At 70.7% G+C, this 15,266-nt stretch carries 14 protein-coding genes; 4 read left to right on the top strand and 10 right to left on the bottom strand.

The genetic code is table 11. The features are described from left to right. Nucleotides 1-18: 18 nt before the first annotated feature. From AC0NZN_RS06580 to AC0NZN_RS06550, 7 genes are all read right to left on the bottom strand, one after another. The gene (locus AC0NZN_RS06580) at nt 19-822 is read right to left on the bottom strand and encodes an HpcH/HpaI aldolase family protein (protein WP_474591480.1); all 804 of its coding nucleotides are present in this window, start codon (nt 820-822) and stop codon (nt 19-21) included. Beyond that, nucleotides 807-1,592, bottom strand: coding sequence for a 2-keto-4-pentenoate hydratase (locus AC0NZN_RS06575; RefSeq protein WP_474591479.1), 786 nt, complete (start codon nt 1,590-1,592; stop codon nt 807-809). The genes AC0NZN_RS06580 and AC0NZN_RS06575 overlap by 16 nt, the downstream gene beginning before the upstream one ends. Nucleotides 1,593-1,603: 11 nt before the next feature. Beyond that, complete coding sequence (gene hpaD / locus AC0NZN_RS06570; protein ID WP_474591478.1) at nt 1,604-2,770, bottom strand: 3,4-dihydroxyphenylacetate 2,3-dioxygenase; 1,167 nt, start codon at nt 2,768-2,770, stop codon at nt 1,604-1,606. 29 nt (nt 2,771-2,799) lie between these two features. Further along, nucleotides 2,800-4,305: a 5-carboxymethyl-2-hydroxymuconate semialdehyde dehydrogenase gene (hpaE, locus tag AC0NZN_RS06565; RefSeq protein ID WP_474591477.1), complete on the bottom strand. Its 1,506-nt coding sequence runs from the start codon at nt 4,303-4,305 to the stop codon at nt 2,800-2,802. Further along, nucleotides 4,302-4,985 carry a GntR family transcriptional regulator gene (locus AC0NZN_RS06560; RefSeq protein WP_474591476.1) on the bottom strand — a complete coding sequence of 228 codons (684 nt, stop codon included), beginning with the start codon at nt 4,983-4,985 and terminating at the stop codon, nt 4,302-4,304. The genes hpaE and AC0NZN_RS06560 overlap by 4 nt, the downstream gene beginning before the upstream one ends. Continuing rightward, a complete protein-coding gene (locus AC0NZN_RS06555; RefSeq protein WP_474591475.1) occupies nt 4,982-6,460 on the bottom strand; it encodes a fumarylacetoacetate hydrolase family protein in 1,479 nt (492 codons plus the stop codon). The genes AC0NZN_RS06560 and AC0NZN_RS06555 overlap by 4 nt, the downstream gene beginning before the upstream one ends. 84 nt (nt 6,461-6,544) lie before the next feature. Next, entirely contained in the window at nt 6,545-7,240 is a 696-nt protein-coding gene (locus tag AC0NZN_RS06550; protein WP_474591617.1) for an IclR family transcriptional regulator, read from the bottom strand. Between the two features lie 133 nt (nt 7,241-7,373). On the opposite strand from AC0NZN_RS06550, the gene AC0NZN_RS06545 reads away from it, so the two are divergent. After that, the gene (locus AC0NZN_RS06545; RefSeq protein WP_474591474.1) at nt 7,374-9,233 is read left to right on the top strand and encodes an FAD-dependent monooxygenase; all 1,860 of its coding nucleotides are present in this window, start codon (nt 7,374-7,376) and stop codon (nt 9,231-9,233) included. A gap of 119 nt (nt 9,234-9,352) precedes the next feature. Here the strand turns inward: AC0NZN_RS06545 and AC0NZN_RS06540 are convergent, their stop codons facing one another. The 3 genes from AC0NZN_RS06540 to paaI are packed head-to-tail and all read right to left on the bottom strand — an operon-like array spanning nt 9,353 to nt 11,568. Beyond that, nucleotides 9,353-9,772, bottom strand: coding sequence for a hypothetical protein (locus AC0NZN_RS06540; protein WP_474591473.1), 420 nt, complete (start codon nt 9,770-9,772; stop codon nt 9,353-9,355). Between the two features lie 33 nt (nt 9,773-9,805). Next, nucleotides 9,806-11,110, bottom strand: coding sequence for a phenylacetate--CoA ligase PaaK (paaK, locus tag AC0NZN_RS06535; protein ID WP_474591472.1), 1,305 nt, complete (start codon nt 11,108-11,110; stop codon nt 9,806-9,808). Further along, nucleotides 11,107-11,568: a hydroxyphenylacetyl-CoA thioesterase PaaI gene (gene paaI / locus AC0NZN_RS06530; protein WP_474591471.1), complete on the bottom strand. Its 462-nt coding sequence runs from the start codon at nt 11,566-11,568 to the stop codon at nt 11,107-11,109. The genes paaK and paaI overlap by 4 nt, the downstream gene beginning before the upstream one ends. Nucleotides 11,569-11,632: 64 nt before the next feature. Here paaI and AC0NZN_RS06525 point away from each other — a divergent pair, with 64 nt between their 5' ends. From AC0NZN_RS06525 to paaZ, 3 genes are read left to right on the top strand one after another with little or no spacing between them, the layout of a single operon-like run. Beyond that, the gene (locus AC0NZN_RS06525) at nt 11,633-12,379 is read left to right on the top strand and encodes an enoyl-CoA hydratase/isomerase family protein (protein WP_474591470.1); all 747 of its coding nucleotides are present in this window, start codon (nt 11,633-11,635) and stop codon (nt 12,377-12,379) included. Then, nucleotides 12,376-13,206 (top strand): 3-hydroxyacyl-CoA dehydrogenase family protein, encoded by an 831-nt coding sequence (locus AC0NZN_RS06520; protein ID WP_474591469.1) that lies wholly within the window; start codon nt 12,376-12,378, stop codon nt 13,204-13,206. Before AC0NZN_RS06525 ends, AC0NZN_RS06520 begins: the two co-directional genes overlap by 4 nt. After that, nucleotides 13,203-15,266 (top strand): phenylacetic acid degradation bifunctional protein PaaZ, encoded by a 2,064-nt coding sequence (paaZ, locus tag AC0NZN_RS06515; protein ID WP_474591468.1) that lies wholly within the window; start codon nt 13,203-13,205, stop codon nt 15,264-15,266. The genes AC0NZN_RS06520 and paaZ overlap by 4 nt, the downstream gene beginning before the upstream one ends.

The following is a 15,266-nucleotide window of genomic DNA, read 5'->3' as shown; positions in this document are numbered from 1 at the left end:
CGGCGCGGGAGACCGCAGTCAGTACGAGGGGCGATCGCTCTCCGCCGGCGCAGGGATGAATCGGGATGCGAGCGCCTCCGACCCGCGCGCGAGCATCGCCACGTCGGCGTTCACGGCGACGAAGGCCGCGCCGTCGGCGATGTAGCCGTCGGCGATGACCGGGTCGAACGCGTTCACGCCGACCGGTTTGCCCGCGGCCCTGACGGCCTCGAAGGTGCGCCGGACGGCGGCGAGGACGTCGGGATGCGTCTGCTGCCCGAGCACGCCGAGCGAGGCGGCGAGATCGGCGGGGCCGACGAACACGGCATCCACCCCGTCGACGGCGGCGATCTCCGCCGCATTCTCGACCGCCTCCGCCGACTCGACCTGGACGATGAGCGAGACGTGGTCGTCGGCATCCTGGAGGTATCCGTCGACGCGGTTCCAGCGCGCCGAGCGCGAGAGCGACGAGCCGACCCCGCGGCGCCCCCGAGGCGGATAGCGCACCGCGGCGACGAGCTCGCGGGCCTGCTCGGCGGTCGACACCATCGGCACGATGATGTTCTGCGCGCCGATGTCGAGCACCTGCTTGAGGATGACGTCGTCGCCGTGGGGCACGCGCACGACCGGCGCGACCGGGTACGCGCCGACCGCCTGCAGCTGTGTGAGGACGGACTCGAGGGTGTTGGCGGAGTGCTCCATGTCGATGAGCAGCCAGTCGACCCCGGAGCCCGCGAGGATCTCGGCGATCAGGGGCGAGCCCGAGCACGCCCACAGCCCGATGAGCGTGCGGTCGGACGCGGCGAGGCGCTCGCGGATGGTGGTGCTCAAGTGAAGTGGCATGTGATGGTCCCCAATGGTCCGTAGTCGCACAGCACGGTGTCGCCGCGGGAGACCCACATCGGCCGCGTGAACGAGCCGGCCAGGATGATCTCCCCGGCCTCCAGTCTGGCGCCGTGCTGGTGGAACTTGTTCGCGAGCCACGCCACGCCGACCGCGGGGTTCCCGAGGACGCCGGCCGCGACGCCGGTCTCCTCGATCTCGCCGTTGCGGGAGAGCACGCCGGGCACCCAGGGCAGGTCGACCTCGTCGAGGCGCTTGCGCGTGTCGCCGAGGACCATCGCGCCGTAGGCGGCGTTGTCGCTGATCGTGTCGACGATGGTGCGGCCCTCCAGCTCGATGTGCGAGTTCAGCACCTCGAGGGCGGGCACGACGTAGTCGGTCGCACGCAGGACGTCCTCGAGCGTGCAGTCGGGTCCCGCGAGCGGCTCCTTGAGCGCGAAGGCGAGCTCGACCTCGATCCGCACGTTGGAGAAGTCGTCGAAGGGGATGCTCGATCCGCTGGCGTAGACGGTGTCGTCGAACATCACGCCGTAATCGGGCTCGGCGATGCCGGTCGCCTGCTGCATCGCCTTGGACGTCAGCCCGATCTTGCGGCCGACGATCCGGTGCCCCTCGGCGAGGCGCCTGTCGCGCCATACGCCCTGGATCGCGTACGAGTCCTCGACCGTCGCATCCGGATACCGCGCGGTGATGCGCGGGATCACGCTGCGGGTGCGGCCGGCCTCGGCGAGCTCCCCGGCGATCTGTGCGATGGCCTCGGGTTCGAGCATCCGTCCTCTCCTCACAGCTGGTGGCCGAGCTTGTACTCGCCCTGCTTCCACTCCGGCATGGATGCTTCGCCCTCGTCGGGCCGCGTGTAGCTGAAGCCGTCGGCGCCGATGGTGACCGCCATCTCGGAGGTGTCGGTGCGGGCGATCACCGGCTGCGGGTTGCCGTCGAGGTCGAGGACGAGCGAGGCGTCGGTGTACCAGGACGGCACGACCGGGTTGCCCCACCAGTCCCGGCGCTGGTTGTCGTGCACGTCCCACGTGACGACGGGGTTGTCGGGGTCGCCCGTGTAGTAGTCCTGCGTGTAGATCTCCACGCGGTGGCCGTCGGGATCGCGCAGGTACAGGTAGAACGCGTTCGACACGCCGTGGCGGCCGGGGCCGCGTTCGATGGCGTCCGAGCGGCGCAGCGCGCCGAGCTTGTCGCAGATCGCGAGGATGTTGTGCTTCTCGTGCGTGGCGAACGCGACGTGGTGCATGCGGGGGCCGTCGCCGCCGGTCATCGCGGTGTCGTGCACCGTCGGCTTGCGGCGCATCCATGCCGCATAGACGGTGCCCTCCTCGTCCTGGATGTCCTCCGTGACGCGGAAGCCGAGATCCTGCATGTACCCCACCGCGCGCGGGACGTCCGGGGTGACCTGGTTGAAATGGTCGAGGCGCACGAGCTCGCCCGGCGTGTGCAGGTCGTACCGCCACGAGAGGCGCTCGACGTGCTCGGTCTGGTGGAAGAACTCGTACGGGAAGCCGAGGGGGTCGACGACCCGCACCGAGTCGCCGATGCCCCTGGTCCAGCCGTCGGGGTTGCGGCGCACGTCGCACCCGAGCTCGGTGTAGAAGGCGACCGCTCTGTCGAGGTCCTGAGGGGTGCGCACGCGATACGAGAACGCGGCGACCGCGGCCACCGGCCCCTGGCGCAGGACGAGGTTGTGGTGGATGAACTCCTCCGTCGAGCGGAGGTGGATGGCCTGGTCGTCCTCCTCGGTGACGTAGAGCCCGAGCACGTCGACGTAGAACTCGCGCGAGGCGAGCAGGTCGGTGACCACGAGCTCCATGTACGCGCAGCGCAGCACGTCCGGCGGGGCGGCGGCGGGCGTCGGCACCGGGTCGGCGGAGTGGATGGGCGCCTCCTGGCTCACGTAGAAGCCCGAGGAGGTGAGGGTCATGTCCTTGCGGTCGGTCATGTCAGCGTCCTTGCTGGTGTGTTCGGCGGTCAGTTCTTGCCGAAGGTCGGGTTGTGGACCTTGCCGAGCGTGATGTGCACGGCCTGCTGGTCGGTGTAGAAGTCGATCGAGCGGTAGCCGCCCTCGTGGCCGAGACCCGAGGCCTTCACGCCGCCGAAGGGCGTGCGCAGGTCGCGCACGTTGTTCGAGTTCAGCCACACCATCCCGGCCTCGACGGCCTGGGAGAAGTTGTGGGCGCGCGTGAGGTCGTTCGTCCAGATGTAGGCGGCGAGGCCGTACCTCGTGTTGTTCGCGAGGGCGAGGGCCTCGTCATCCGTGTCGAACGGCGTGATCGCGACGACCGGGCCGAAGATCTCCTCCTGGAAGATCCGCGCGTCCGGGCTGACGTCGGCGAACACCGTCGGGGCGACGAAGTTGCCGCTGTCGAAGCCCTCGGGCCGGCCGCCGCCGGCGACCAGGCGCCCCTCGCCCTTGCCGATCTCGACGTAGCTCATGACCTTCTCGTAGTGCTCCGGGTGCACGAGCGCGCCGACCTCGGTCGCGGGGTCGTGCGGGTAGCCGACCCTGACGCGCTTCGCCTGCGCCGCGTACTTCTCCACGAACTCGTCGTACACGTCGCGCTGGACGAGGATGCGGCTGCCCGCCGTGCAGCGCTCGCCGTTGAGCGAGAACACGCCGAAGATGGTGGCATCGATCGCCGCGTCGAGGTCGGCGTCGGCGAACACGACGGCGGGCGACTTGCCGCCGAGCTCCATCGAGAGCCCCTTGAGGTAGGGCGCGGCGTTGCCGAAGATGATCTGCCCCGTGCGGCTCTCACCGGTGAAGGAGATGAGCGGCACATCGGGGTGCTTCACGAGGGCGTCGCCCGCATCCTCTCCCAGTCCGTTCACGAGGTTGAAGACGCCCTGGGGCAGGCCCGCCTCTTCGAAGATGCCGGCCCAGAGGGATGCCGACAGCGGCGTGAACTCCGCGGGCTTGAGAACCACCGTGTTGCCCGTGGCGAGCGCCGGTCCGAGCTTCCACGACTCGAGCATGAACGGCGTGTTCCACGGCGTGATGAGTCCGGCGACGCCGATCGGCTTGCGGTTGACGTAGTTGATCTGCCGGCCCGGCACCTTGAACGTGTCGTCGGCCTGGGCGACGATCAGGTCGGCGAAGAAGCGGAAGTTCTCCGCCGCACGCCGTGCCTGGCCGAGCGCCTGCGTGATCGGAAGGCCGGAGTCGTACGACTCGAGCTCGGCGAGCCGGGCGTCGCGCGACTCGACGATGTCGGCGATCTTGTGCAGCACGCGCGAGCGCTCGCGGGGGAGCATGCGCGGCCAGGGTCCCTCGCGGAACGCGCGGGTCGCTGCCGCGACCGCCGCATCGATGTCCGCCTTCTTGCCGGCGGCCGCCTGCACGTACACCTCGTTGGTCACGGGGTCGAGCACGTCGAAGGTGTCGCCGTCGACGGAGTCGACGAACTCGCCGTCGATGTAGTGCCGGATGCGGCTGGGCAGATCTGCGGGGACGTGGCCGCCGGTCGTCGGTGTCATGGGTGCTCCTGTCGGATGGCGTGGTCGTGGCGCGCGGCGAGGAAGGCCTCGAGCGTGCGCCCGCGGTGGTCGCGCGCGGCCAGCTCGATATCGATCGGGTCGGCGCCGGTGCGGATGAGGTCGAGGATCTCGGTGTGCTCCTCGACCGAGTGGTGGGCCCGGCCGGGAACGAAGGCGAACGTGGAGTCGCGGAGGTTCGCGAGCCGTCCCCAGCCTCGGTGCACGAGGTCGAGGATGTGCGGGTTCGGGCACGGCTCGTACAGGACGGAGTGGAACTGCTGGTTCAGCTGCGTGAACACATGCGCGTCGAAGTGCTCGAGGAGGCGCTGCATCCGGTCGTTGACCTCGGCCGCCCGGTCGAGGTCCTCGGCGGTGAGGAGCGGGGCCGACATCGCGGTCGCGGCCCCCTCGACGAGCCCGAGGGTCTGCATCGTGAAGACGTACTCGCTCTCGTCGACGACCGTGACGCGCGCGCCGACGTTGCGCTCGAATGTGACGAGCCCCTCGGCCTCGAGGCGGCGGATCGCCTCGCGCACCGGCACGACGCTCATCTCCAGCGCCTCGGCGATCGGCGCGAGGACGAGCCGGTATCCGGCGCCGAACTCGTTGCGGGCGATGCGCTCACGGATCCACACGTAGGCGCGCTCCGACTTGCTCGCGCTGTCGGTCGACGCGGTCACGACCGCTCCTGCTCGTAGCGGGCGCGCCACTGCGCGTTCATCGGGAAGAGCCCGTCGACCTCGTGGCCTTCGCGCACGCGGTCGGCGACCCAGGCATCCTCCTCCTCCTGCGCGAGGGCCGCATCGGCGACCTCCTCGGCGATCCCGGGCGGGATGACGATGACACCGTCGTCGTCGCCGACGATGATGTCGCCGGGCTCGACCGTGGTGCCGCCGCATCCGATCGCCACGTCGACGTCCCACGGGACGTGCTTGCGGCCGAGGACGGCGGGATGGGCGCCGTTCGAGAAGACCGGGATGCCGACCGCGGCCACGGCCGCGTAGTCGCGGACGCCGCCGTCGGTGACGATGCCCGCCGCTCCGCGCGCGTGGGCGCGGAGGGCGAGGATGTCGCCGAGCGTGCCCGATCCCGTCTCGCCGCGGGCCTCGATGACGATGACCTCGCCCTCGCCGACGGCGTCGAACGCGCGCTTCTGCGCGTTGTAGCCGCCGCCGTGGCTCTGGAAGAGGTCCTCGCGGCCCGGGACGAAGCGCAGGGTGCGCGCGGTGCCCACGAGCTTCACACCGGGATGCATCGGCCGCACGCCGTCGACCGTGACGTTGTTCAGCCCGCGCTTGCGCAGCTGACCGGAGAGACCCGCGACCGGGACCGCCTCGAGCTTCGCCCGCAGCTGCGGGGTGAGCGTGGGCGTCTCGGCGGGCAGGCCGGCGGCCGCGCGCGATCCCCAGGCCTCCGCGCGCTGCAGGTCGTCGACCTGGGGGAGCGACCCGACCTCGGCGTCGAAGGCGCCGGAGCCCTGCACCACGTGCGTGACGAGTCGGCCCGTGCTGCGGTCGCCGGTGGAGACCTCGACCTCGACGACGTCGCCCGGCTGCACGACCGATGAGCCGGCAGGCGTGCCCGTCAGGATGACGTCGCCCGTCTCGAGCGTGAAGTGCTGCGAGAGGTCGGCGACGAACTGCGCGAGCGGGAAGATGAGCCCCGCGGAGGTGTCGTCCTGCACGAGTGCGCCGTTCACCCACGTGCGCAGGCGCACGTCGGCGGGGTCGACGGTGCGCGCGTCGATGAGCTCGGGGCCGAGGGGCGTGAACCCGTCGCCGCCCTTCGACCGCACGTTCGACCCCTTGTCGTTCGCGCGCAGGTCGTACAGCCCGAAGTCGTTCGCGGCGGTCACCCAGCCGACATGGCTCCAGGCGTCGGCCGGCGGGATCCGGCGCCCCGGCGTGCCGATGACCAGCGCGATCTCACCCTCGAAGGCGAGCAGCTCGGTGCCCTCCGGTCGTTCGATTGTCGAACCGGATGCGGCGACCGAGCTCGACGGCTTCAGGAAGTAGCTCGGTGCCGCGGGGCGGCGGCCGCGCTGATCGGCGCGGGAGGCGTAGCTCAGGTGGATCGCGACGATCTTCCCCGGGCGGGTGGGGAGTGCGGCGAATCGGGGATCCGACGCGTCCGTGGAACGGCTGTCCGTGCTCATGAGCTCCCTCACCCTCAGCGTTGTATCTGAAATCGTATACGATCCAAGTCGCCGCGACAAGGACGACTTACGCCGCCGGGCCGATCAGGAGCCGAGTGCCTCGCGGATGCCGTTGGCCGCCTGCGTGAGGCGCGCGGCGAGCTCCTCCGGCGCATGCGTGCTCGCGAGGTAGACGACCGCCACCGCGACAGGGGGGCGACCCCGAAGGGGTAGCGGCACCGCGACCGAGCGCAGTGACGAGATGACCTCGTCGTGGCTCTGGGCGTACCCGCGGGCTGCCGCGTCGGCGATCTGCGCGGCATCGGCGCCCTCAGGCCACTGCCCAGGCGGCAGCTGCGCGAGGATCGCCCGCCCGGGCGCGCCGACCGCGACAGGATGCCGGGAGCCCGGTCGCTGGGCGACGGATGCGACGGCGTGCCGCGGCTCGACGCTCATAAGGGTGACGCTCTCGTCGCGGTCGAGGATCGTGAGGAAGCAGGTCATCGCGAGGTCGTTCGCGGCCGCGGTGAGCTCGGGCAGCGCCTCTGCCTGCAGGTCGTGGGCCACGCCGGCCGCCAGGGCCGCGAGGCGTGAACCGAGCTCCACGCGTCCCGAGCCGTCGCGTGCGACGAGGCCGTGGTCCTCGAGCGTGCGCAGCAGGCGATAGGCGACGGAGCGGTGCACGTCCAGCCGGCGCGCCACCTCGTCGATCGTGAGCGGCTCCCGCGCGTCGGCGAGGATCTCGAGGATCCGGATGCCGCGGCTCAGGGTCTGCGATGCGGGGGCATCGGCCATCGGCATCCCTCCGTCGGGTCTTGTCCGGGTCGCCCCGGTCATCTACGATCTGTTCAATAGTAGAGCAGTGAGTTCGATAATAGAACAACAGCTCGAACACGACAAGGACCGCCTGACAGCGGGCGCAAGGAGGCTCCCCATGCAGTTCCACCACCACGGCTATGTGTCGGGCGACCCGCGCGTGTTGCCTGCTGCGGGGACCGGCATCGACCGGCCCGCCGAGCTGCCCGACGAGATGGACGTCCTCATCGTGGGCTCCGGCCCGGCCGGCATGCTGCTGTCCGCCCAACTCTCGCGCTACCCCGACGTGACGACGCGCATCATCGAGCGCCGCGACGGCCGGCTCGTGCTGGGTCAGGCCGACGGCATCCAGCCCCGCAGCGTCGAGACGTTCGACGCCTTCGGCTTCGCGGAGCGGATCATCGCCGAGGCCTACAACATCGGCTGGATGAACTTCTGGGGGCCCGACCCCGAGAACGTCGACAACATCATCCGCACGGCGCGCACCGAGGACTACGCGTTCCAGATCAGCGAGTACCCGCACCTCATCGTCAACCAGGCGCGTGTGCTCGACTACTTCGCCGAGGCTGCGGCGCACGGACCAGGGCGCATCGTGCCCGATTACGGTGTCGAGTTCCTCGGTCTCACGGTGCAGCCCGAGCACGTCGATGTGCAGGTCCGCTACACGTCGGGTCCGCGCGGGGGGGAGGAGCGCACGGTCCGCGCGAAGTACGTCGTCGGCTGCGACGGGGCGCGCAGCGGCGTGCGCGAGGCGATCGGCCGCAAGCACATCGGCGGCATCTCGGCGCACGCGTGGGGCGTCATGGATGTGCTGGTCAACACCGACTTCCCGGATTGGCGCACGAAGTGCGCGATCAACGCGGAGGCGGGCAACATCCTGCTGATCCCGCGCGAGGGCGGCTACCTCTGCCGCGTGTACGTCGACCTCGGCGCGGTCGCCGAGGACGACGACCACCACGTCCGCTCGACGCCCATCGAGGCGATCATCGCCAAGGCGAACGACATCCTGCACCCCTATTCGCTGGATGTGAAGCAGGTGGCGTGGTCCAGCGTCTACGAGGTCGGGCACCGGGTCACCGACAAGTTCGACGATGTGGATGTGGATGCCGACCACGCCCCGCGCGTCTTCCTCACCGGGGACGCCTGCCACACGCACTCGGCGAAGGCCGGGCAGGGCATGAACGTGTCGATGCAGGACGGCTTCAACCTGGGCTGGAAGCTGGGGTCGGTGCTCACCGGCCGCAGCCCCGAGTCGCTGCTGTCGACCTATTCGGCGGAGCGGCAGCCGGTCGCCCAGCAGCTCATCGATTTCGACCGGCAGTGGTCGTCGCTGATGGCGCGCAAGCCGGAGGAGATCGAGGACCCGCAGGAGCTGGCCACCTTCTACCTCGGCACGGCCGAGTTCCCGTCGGGCTTCATGACGCAGTACGGGCCGTCGATGATCGAGGGCTCCTCCGAGTATCAGGAGCTGGCGGCCGGATTCCCTCTGGGCATGCGGTTCAAGTCGGCCGAGGTCGTTCGCGTGGGTGACGGCAACGTCATCCATCTCGGTCACCACGCCAAGGCGGACGGCCGCTGGCGGATCTACGCGTTCGCGGACGCCTCTCGCGCGGCGCTCTCGGAGTGGGCGTCGAGGGTGCCGTCGCTGATCTCGCGCTACACCCCGGAGGACGGGGATGTCGATGCCGTCTTCGACGTCAAGGTCGTCTACCAGGACGGGTTCGAGGACGTCGACCTCGGGGCTGTGCCTTCGGTCTTCCTTCCGCGCACGGGCCCGCTCGGGCTGATGGATTGGGAGAAGGTCTACGCGGCCACGCAGTCGACCGGTGCGACGCCGTCGATCTTCGACGAGCGTGGGCTGTCGGGCGACGGCGTCGTCGTGGTCGTGCGGCCGGATCAGTACGTCGCCGCCGTGCTGCCGCTGACCGCGCACGCCGAACTCGCGGACTTCTTCGGGGGATGCCTGCTTCCCGTGTGAGCCGTGGTTTCCTACGAGGATCGCCCGCCGACGACGGTGCGATTCGTCTCCGCATTGCCGGCGGGCGCCTCAGCACAGGACACCGACCCGCCGCCCTTCTGGATCGTCGGCGTGAGCGCCTACCCCTCGCGCGACGCCGTCTCGTCATCCTCAGGCGGCCGAAGAGACAGGCGGATCGACGAGTGAACATACGCCACCACCGCCATTGCGTACACGCCGATGTAGAGGACTTCGATCGCGGGTACGGCGAACGGCGCCACGAGGTAGCCCAATGCCGCGAGGAAGAAGTAGATGGCCAGGAGGTAGCCCGCGACGGGGCGCTCGGTCATCCGCCACCACGCGCGAGGAGGCGCCACCGCCTCGCTGGCCCCCCGGAAGGAACGCGCACCCACAATCAGCAGCACCACGCCGACCGCAAGCGCGACGAGCTGCGCCGCGACCTGCGACACCGCGAACATGAGGGCGATTCCGATCAGCAGGATCACGATGATCGACACGACGATGTACCCGATTTTCGCCGGGCCCGATTTGATGCGCACGTCCACCATCGTCTCCCACGGGACACCCGAGCCTCAGCGGAGGTCGAGGAGCCGCTTCAGCTTGCCCTCGCTCCGGGGCAGCGACCCGACCGGGGCGGCGACCACCGTCACCGTCGAGCCGATCCGGGCCTTGATCTCGAGCTGCAGTCGCACGCAGGCGGCATCCACCGCCGACTCCGCGGCCGCGGCATCCGGCTCGATCCGGATGGTGAGCCGATCGAGCTGGCCCTCGTGCGTCAGTTCGAGCAGGAAGTGCGGCGACAGGTCGGGGACTGCGAGCGCGATCTCCTCGATCTGCGTCGGGAACAGGTTCACGCCGCGCAGGATGATCATGTCGTCGTTGCGCCCGGTGATCTTCGCCATCCGGCGCATCGCCGGCCGCGCCGTTCCGGGAAGCAGCGTCGACAGGTCGTGCGTGCGATACCGGATGACGGGCATCGCCTGCTTCGTGAGCGTCGTGAACACCAGCTCGCCCTGCGTCCCGTCGGCAAGCGGCATCCCGGTCTCCGAATCGACGATCTCGGGGAGGAAGTGGTCCTCCCACACCGTGGGGCCGTCCTTCGACTCGACGCACTCGCTCGCGACGCCGGGCCCGATGATCTCGGACAGCCCGTAGATGTCGCACGCGTCGAGGTCGAGCGCCTCCTCGATCGTGAGGCGCATCTGGTCGGTCCACGGCTCGGCGCCGAGGATCGCGACCTTCAGCGACGTGTCGCGCGGATCCATCCGGGCGCCCCGCATCGCATCCACGATGGTCAGGAGGTAGGTCGGCGTGCACATGATCGCGTCGGGCCGGAAGTCGCGGATGAGCTGCACCTGCCGCGCCGTGTTGCCGCCCGACATCGGCACGACCGTGCATCCGAGCGCCTCGATGCCGGCGTGCGCGCCGAGCCCTCCCGTGAACAGGCCGTAGCCGTACGCGTTGTGCACCATCTCCCCCGGCCGGACGCCGGCGGCCCGGATCGACCGCGCCATGAGCTGGGCCCACGTGTCGAGATCCTCGCGCGTGTAGCCCACCACCGTCGGGCGCCCGGTTGTCCCGCTGGAGGCATGGATGCGCAGCACCTGCGCCCGCGGGACGGCGAACATGCCGAACGGGTACTCGGCGCGGAGGTCGTCCTTGGTCGTGAAGGGGAGCTTTTCGACATCCTCGAGCGCGCGGATGTCGTCGGGGTGGACGCCGGCGGCATCGAACGACCGCGTGTAGAACGGCACGTTCTCGTAGGCGTTGCGCACGGTCTCCTGCAGGCGCCGCAGCTGCGTCGCCTCGAGCTCGTCGCGCGACATCCGCTCGCCCTGGTCGCGAAATGCGTCGTCGAGCACGGCGGAGTGCGTCATGGCATGTCCTTCTCGGGGATCGACCGGTCGATCACGGGCCGGTCGGGTACGGGGCGCCGTGTGGTGAGGCTGCGGCCGCGGAACTCCGCGACGGTCCGGCCGTCGTCGGCCTCGACGCGCACGTCGTAGACGCCGGATCGGCCGACCAGCGAGCGCCGCTGCGCGGTGGCGGTCAGGACCTCACCCTCGTGGGCCGAGGTCAGGAAGACGATGTCGGCGCCGGCGGCCAGGGTGACGGCATCCGTCTCGTTGCACGCGAGCGCGAACGCCGTGTCGGCGACCGCGAACACGAGGCCGCCGTGGATCACGTGGAAGCCGTTGAGCATGTCGGCCCGGACGCGCATGCGCACGACCGCCGCACCGGGGGAGGCGCTGGCGACCTCGATGCCGAGCATCGCCGACGCCTGGTCTGCGGCGATCATGTCGCGGGCGTGCGCGGTGGCGAAGACGTCGTCCATCGGCCCTCCATCGGGTCAGCAACTGTGTCATCATGGTGACGAACGAACGTTCAGTAAGTCAAGGATGACGACCATGCCGACCATACTTCGCGAGGACGATCGGCCGGACCGTCTCCGCATCCGACTGCATCGGCCCGAGGTGCGAAACGCCATCGACCTCGAGACCGTCAAGGCCCTCCACGCGGTGTGCGACGAGCTCGAGCGGACTCCGCGCATCCTGATCCTGTGCGGCTCGGACGGCGTCTTCGCCTCGGGGGCCGACATCGCCGAGCTCCTGCAGCGCAGCCGCGACGACGCCCTGCAGGGCATCAACTCGCACCTCTTCGATCGCGTCGCACACCTGCCGATGCCCGTCATCGCCGCCGTCGACGGATGGGCGCTCGGCGGCGGAGCCGAGCTCGCGTACGCCGCCGACATCCGCATCGCCAGCGACCGCGCGCGCTTCGGCAATCCGGAGCCGTCGCTCGGCATCGTCGCCGCCGCCGGAGCGACCTGGCGCCTGCCCCGCCTCGTCGGCGAGCCCCTCGCCAAGGAGATGCTGCTCGTCGGCCGGATCATCGACGCCCAGGAGGCGCTCGCGGCGGGTCTCGTCTCCGCGGTGCATCCGCCGGAGATGCTGGATGCCGCGGCCGACGCCGTCGTCGACCGCATCGCCTCCCACGACCCGCTCGCCATCCGCCACACCAAGCGGCTCATGGGCCTGCCGTTCGAGGCGCATCCCCGTGCGGACGACGACGCGCAGGCGGAGTGCTTCGTGTCGCCGGCGAAGCGGGAGCGGATGACGGCTTTCCTCGAGAGGCGCAGGGCATGAGCCTGCCCTCCGTCGTCGGCGTCGTCGGCGCCGGCCGGATGGGCGTGGGCATCGCGCACGTGTTCGCCGTGGCGGGCTCCGACGTGAGGATCCTCGACGCGGATCCCGCGGCCGTCGCGCGGGCCGAGGCCACGATGGGCCGGTACGCCATCCGGGCGGGCGGTGATCGGGATCCCGCGGCCGTCACGTTCGTGGGCGACGTCCAGGCCCTGGCGGGCGCCGACCTCGTCATCGAGGCCGTCCCGGAGGATGCGGACCTCAAGCGCGCGGTGCTCGCCGAGGTCGAGGCGGCCGTCGGCCCGCAGGCGTGGCTGGCGTCCAACACGTCGTCGCTCTCGATCGACGCGCTCGCGGCGGCGCTGCGGCGGCCCGAGCGGTTGTGCGGCCTGCACTTCTTCAACCCGGTGCCGTCGTCCGCGCTCGTCGAGATCGTGCGGGGCACGATGACCCACCACGACCTCGTCGTCGCGGCGCGCGAGTGGGTCGCCTCGCTCGGCAAGACGGCGATCGTGGTGCGCGACTCGCCGGGTTTCGCGAGCTCGCGGCTGGGACTCGCGCTCGGGCTCGAGGCGATCCGCATGGTCGAGGAGGACGTCGCGTCGCCGGCGGACATCGATGAGGCGATGGTGCTCGGGTATCGGCATCCCATGGGTCCACTGCGCCTGACCGACCTCGTGGGACTGGACGTGCGCCTCGGCATCGCCGAGCACCTGCACCGCGAACTGGGCGAGCGATTCGCCCCGCCCGACCTGCTGCGCCGGATGGTCGCCGAGGGCCGCCTCGGTCGCAAGACGGGCCGCGGATTCTACGAATGGAGTGAGGAATGAGCACGACCACCACCGCGCCGGTCATGAGCTGGATCGCCGGCGCATGGGCCGCCGCGCCCTCCGGGGACGAGGTCGAGCTGAGGGATGCCGCGACCGGGATGCTCGTCGCGACCGCCGGGGGAGCGCCCGACCTCGCCGCCGCCGTCGACTACGCCCGCACGGTCGGGCAGGCGTCGCTCGGCGGCCTGCCGTTCCACCGCCGGGCGCTCATCCTCAAGTCGCTCGCGCAGGCGCTCACCGCCGCCAAGGACGACCTGTACGAGATCAGCGCGCGCACCGGTGCGACGGCGCGCGACAGCATGATCGACATCGACGGCGGCATCGGCGTGCTCTTCACCTACGCCTCGAAGGGGCGGCGCGAGCTGCCGAACGCCACGACGCTCGTCGACGGCGCGCCCGAGTCGCTCTCGCGCGACGGCAGCTTCGGCGGCCAACATCTGTGGTCACGGCTGCCCGGAGTCGCATTCCAGGTCAACGCCTTCAACTTCCCGGTGTGGGGAATGCTCGAGAAGTTCGCTCCGGCCTTCCTCGCCGGCGTCCCGTCGATCGTCAAGCCGGCGACGCCGACGGCCTACCTCACGGAGGCCGCGGTACGGGTCATGGCAGACTCCGGACTCCTGCCCGATGGATCGCTCCAGCTCGTCGTGGGGCAGGCGCACGGCTTCCTCGACCTGCTCGATGCGAGGGATGCGGTCGGCTTCACCGGCTCGGCATCCACCGCTCGCATCCTCCGCCGCGACGACGCCGTCACCATGCGCGGAGTCACCCTGACGACCGAGGCCGACTCGCTGAACGCCGCCATCCTGGGGCCTGATGTCGAACCGGGCTCGGCCGACTTCGACGCCTTCGTCGCCTCGGTCGTGACCGAGATGACGGCGAAGGCCGGTCAGAAGTGCACGGCCATCCGTCGCGTGATCGTGCCGGACGGTCGGGTGGACGCCGTGATCGACGCGGTGCGTGCCCGGCTCGAGGCCAAGGTCGTCCTCGGCGACCCGCGCGCGGAAGGCGTGACGATGGGCCCCCTCGCGTCGCTCGACCAGCGGCGAGAGGTTCGCGACCGGGTGGCCGAGCTTCTCGACGGCGGCGGGGAGATCGTCGTCGGAGGGCTCGAGTCGCCGGAGGTCCTGCGCGCCGACGGCACGACGGGTCCCGAGGATGCGGGGGCGTTCCTGCGGCCCATCCTGCTGCGGTTCGCGGATGCCGACGCTGCCGTCGTGCACGCCATCGAGGCGTTCGGGCCCGTCGCATCCGTCATCGGCTACGCCGACGTCGCGGACGCCGTGCGCCTCGCCAACCTCGGCGACGGATCGCTCGTCGCCACGGTGTGCTCCACCGATCCCGACACGGTCGCCGCGCTGGTGGCGGGGATCTCGCCGTTCCACGGCCGCGTGCTCGTGCTCGACGCCTCCGTCGCCCGCACCTCGACGGGCCATGGCTCGCCGGTGCCGCACCTCGTCCACGGCGGCCCCGGACGCGCGGGCGGCGGGACGGAGCTCGGCGGCATCCGCTCGGTGCTGCACTACATGCGCCGCACGGCGCTGCAGGGATCGCCCGACGTGCTGACCCGGCTCACCGGTCAGTGGCGCGGCGGCGCCGCCGCGGAAGCCGGCATCCATCCGTTCCGGAAGTCTCTCGCGACGCTGCGCGTGGGCGATCAGCTCGCGTCGGACCTGCGCGAGGTCACCCTCGACGACATCGAGCATTTCGCCGAGTTCACGGGCGACACCTTCTACGCCCACATGGACGAGGAGGCCGCTGCGGCCAACCCGTTCTTCCCGGGGCGCGTCGCGCACGGCTACCTGCTCCTGTCGTTCGCGGCGGGCCTCTTCGTCGATCCGGCCCCGGGTCCCGTGCTCGCGAACTACGGGCTCGAGAACCTGCGGTTCCTCACCCCGGTCTCGCCGGGCGACCGGGTGCGCGTGACGCTCACGGCCAAGCAGATCAGCCCGCGCGAGAGCGAGGACTACGGCGAGGTGCGGTGGGACGCCGTGATCCAGAACCAGGACGACGAGATCGTCGCGACCTACGACGTGCTCACGCTGGTCGCGAAGGCGGGCTGA

It is taken from the genome of Microbacterium sp. sgz311019 (assembly GCF_056135325.1).
Note: the sequence above shows the minus strand (reverse complement) of the source record. Positions and strands in the feature narration are given on the sequence as shown.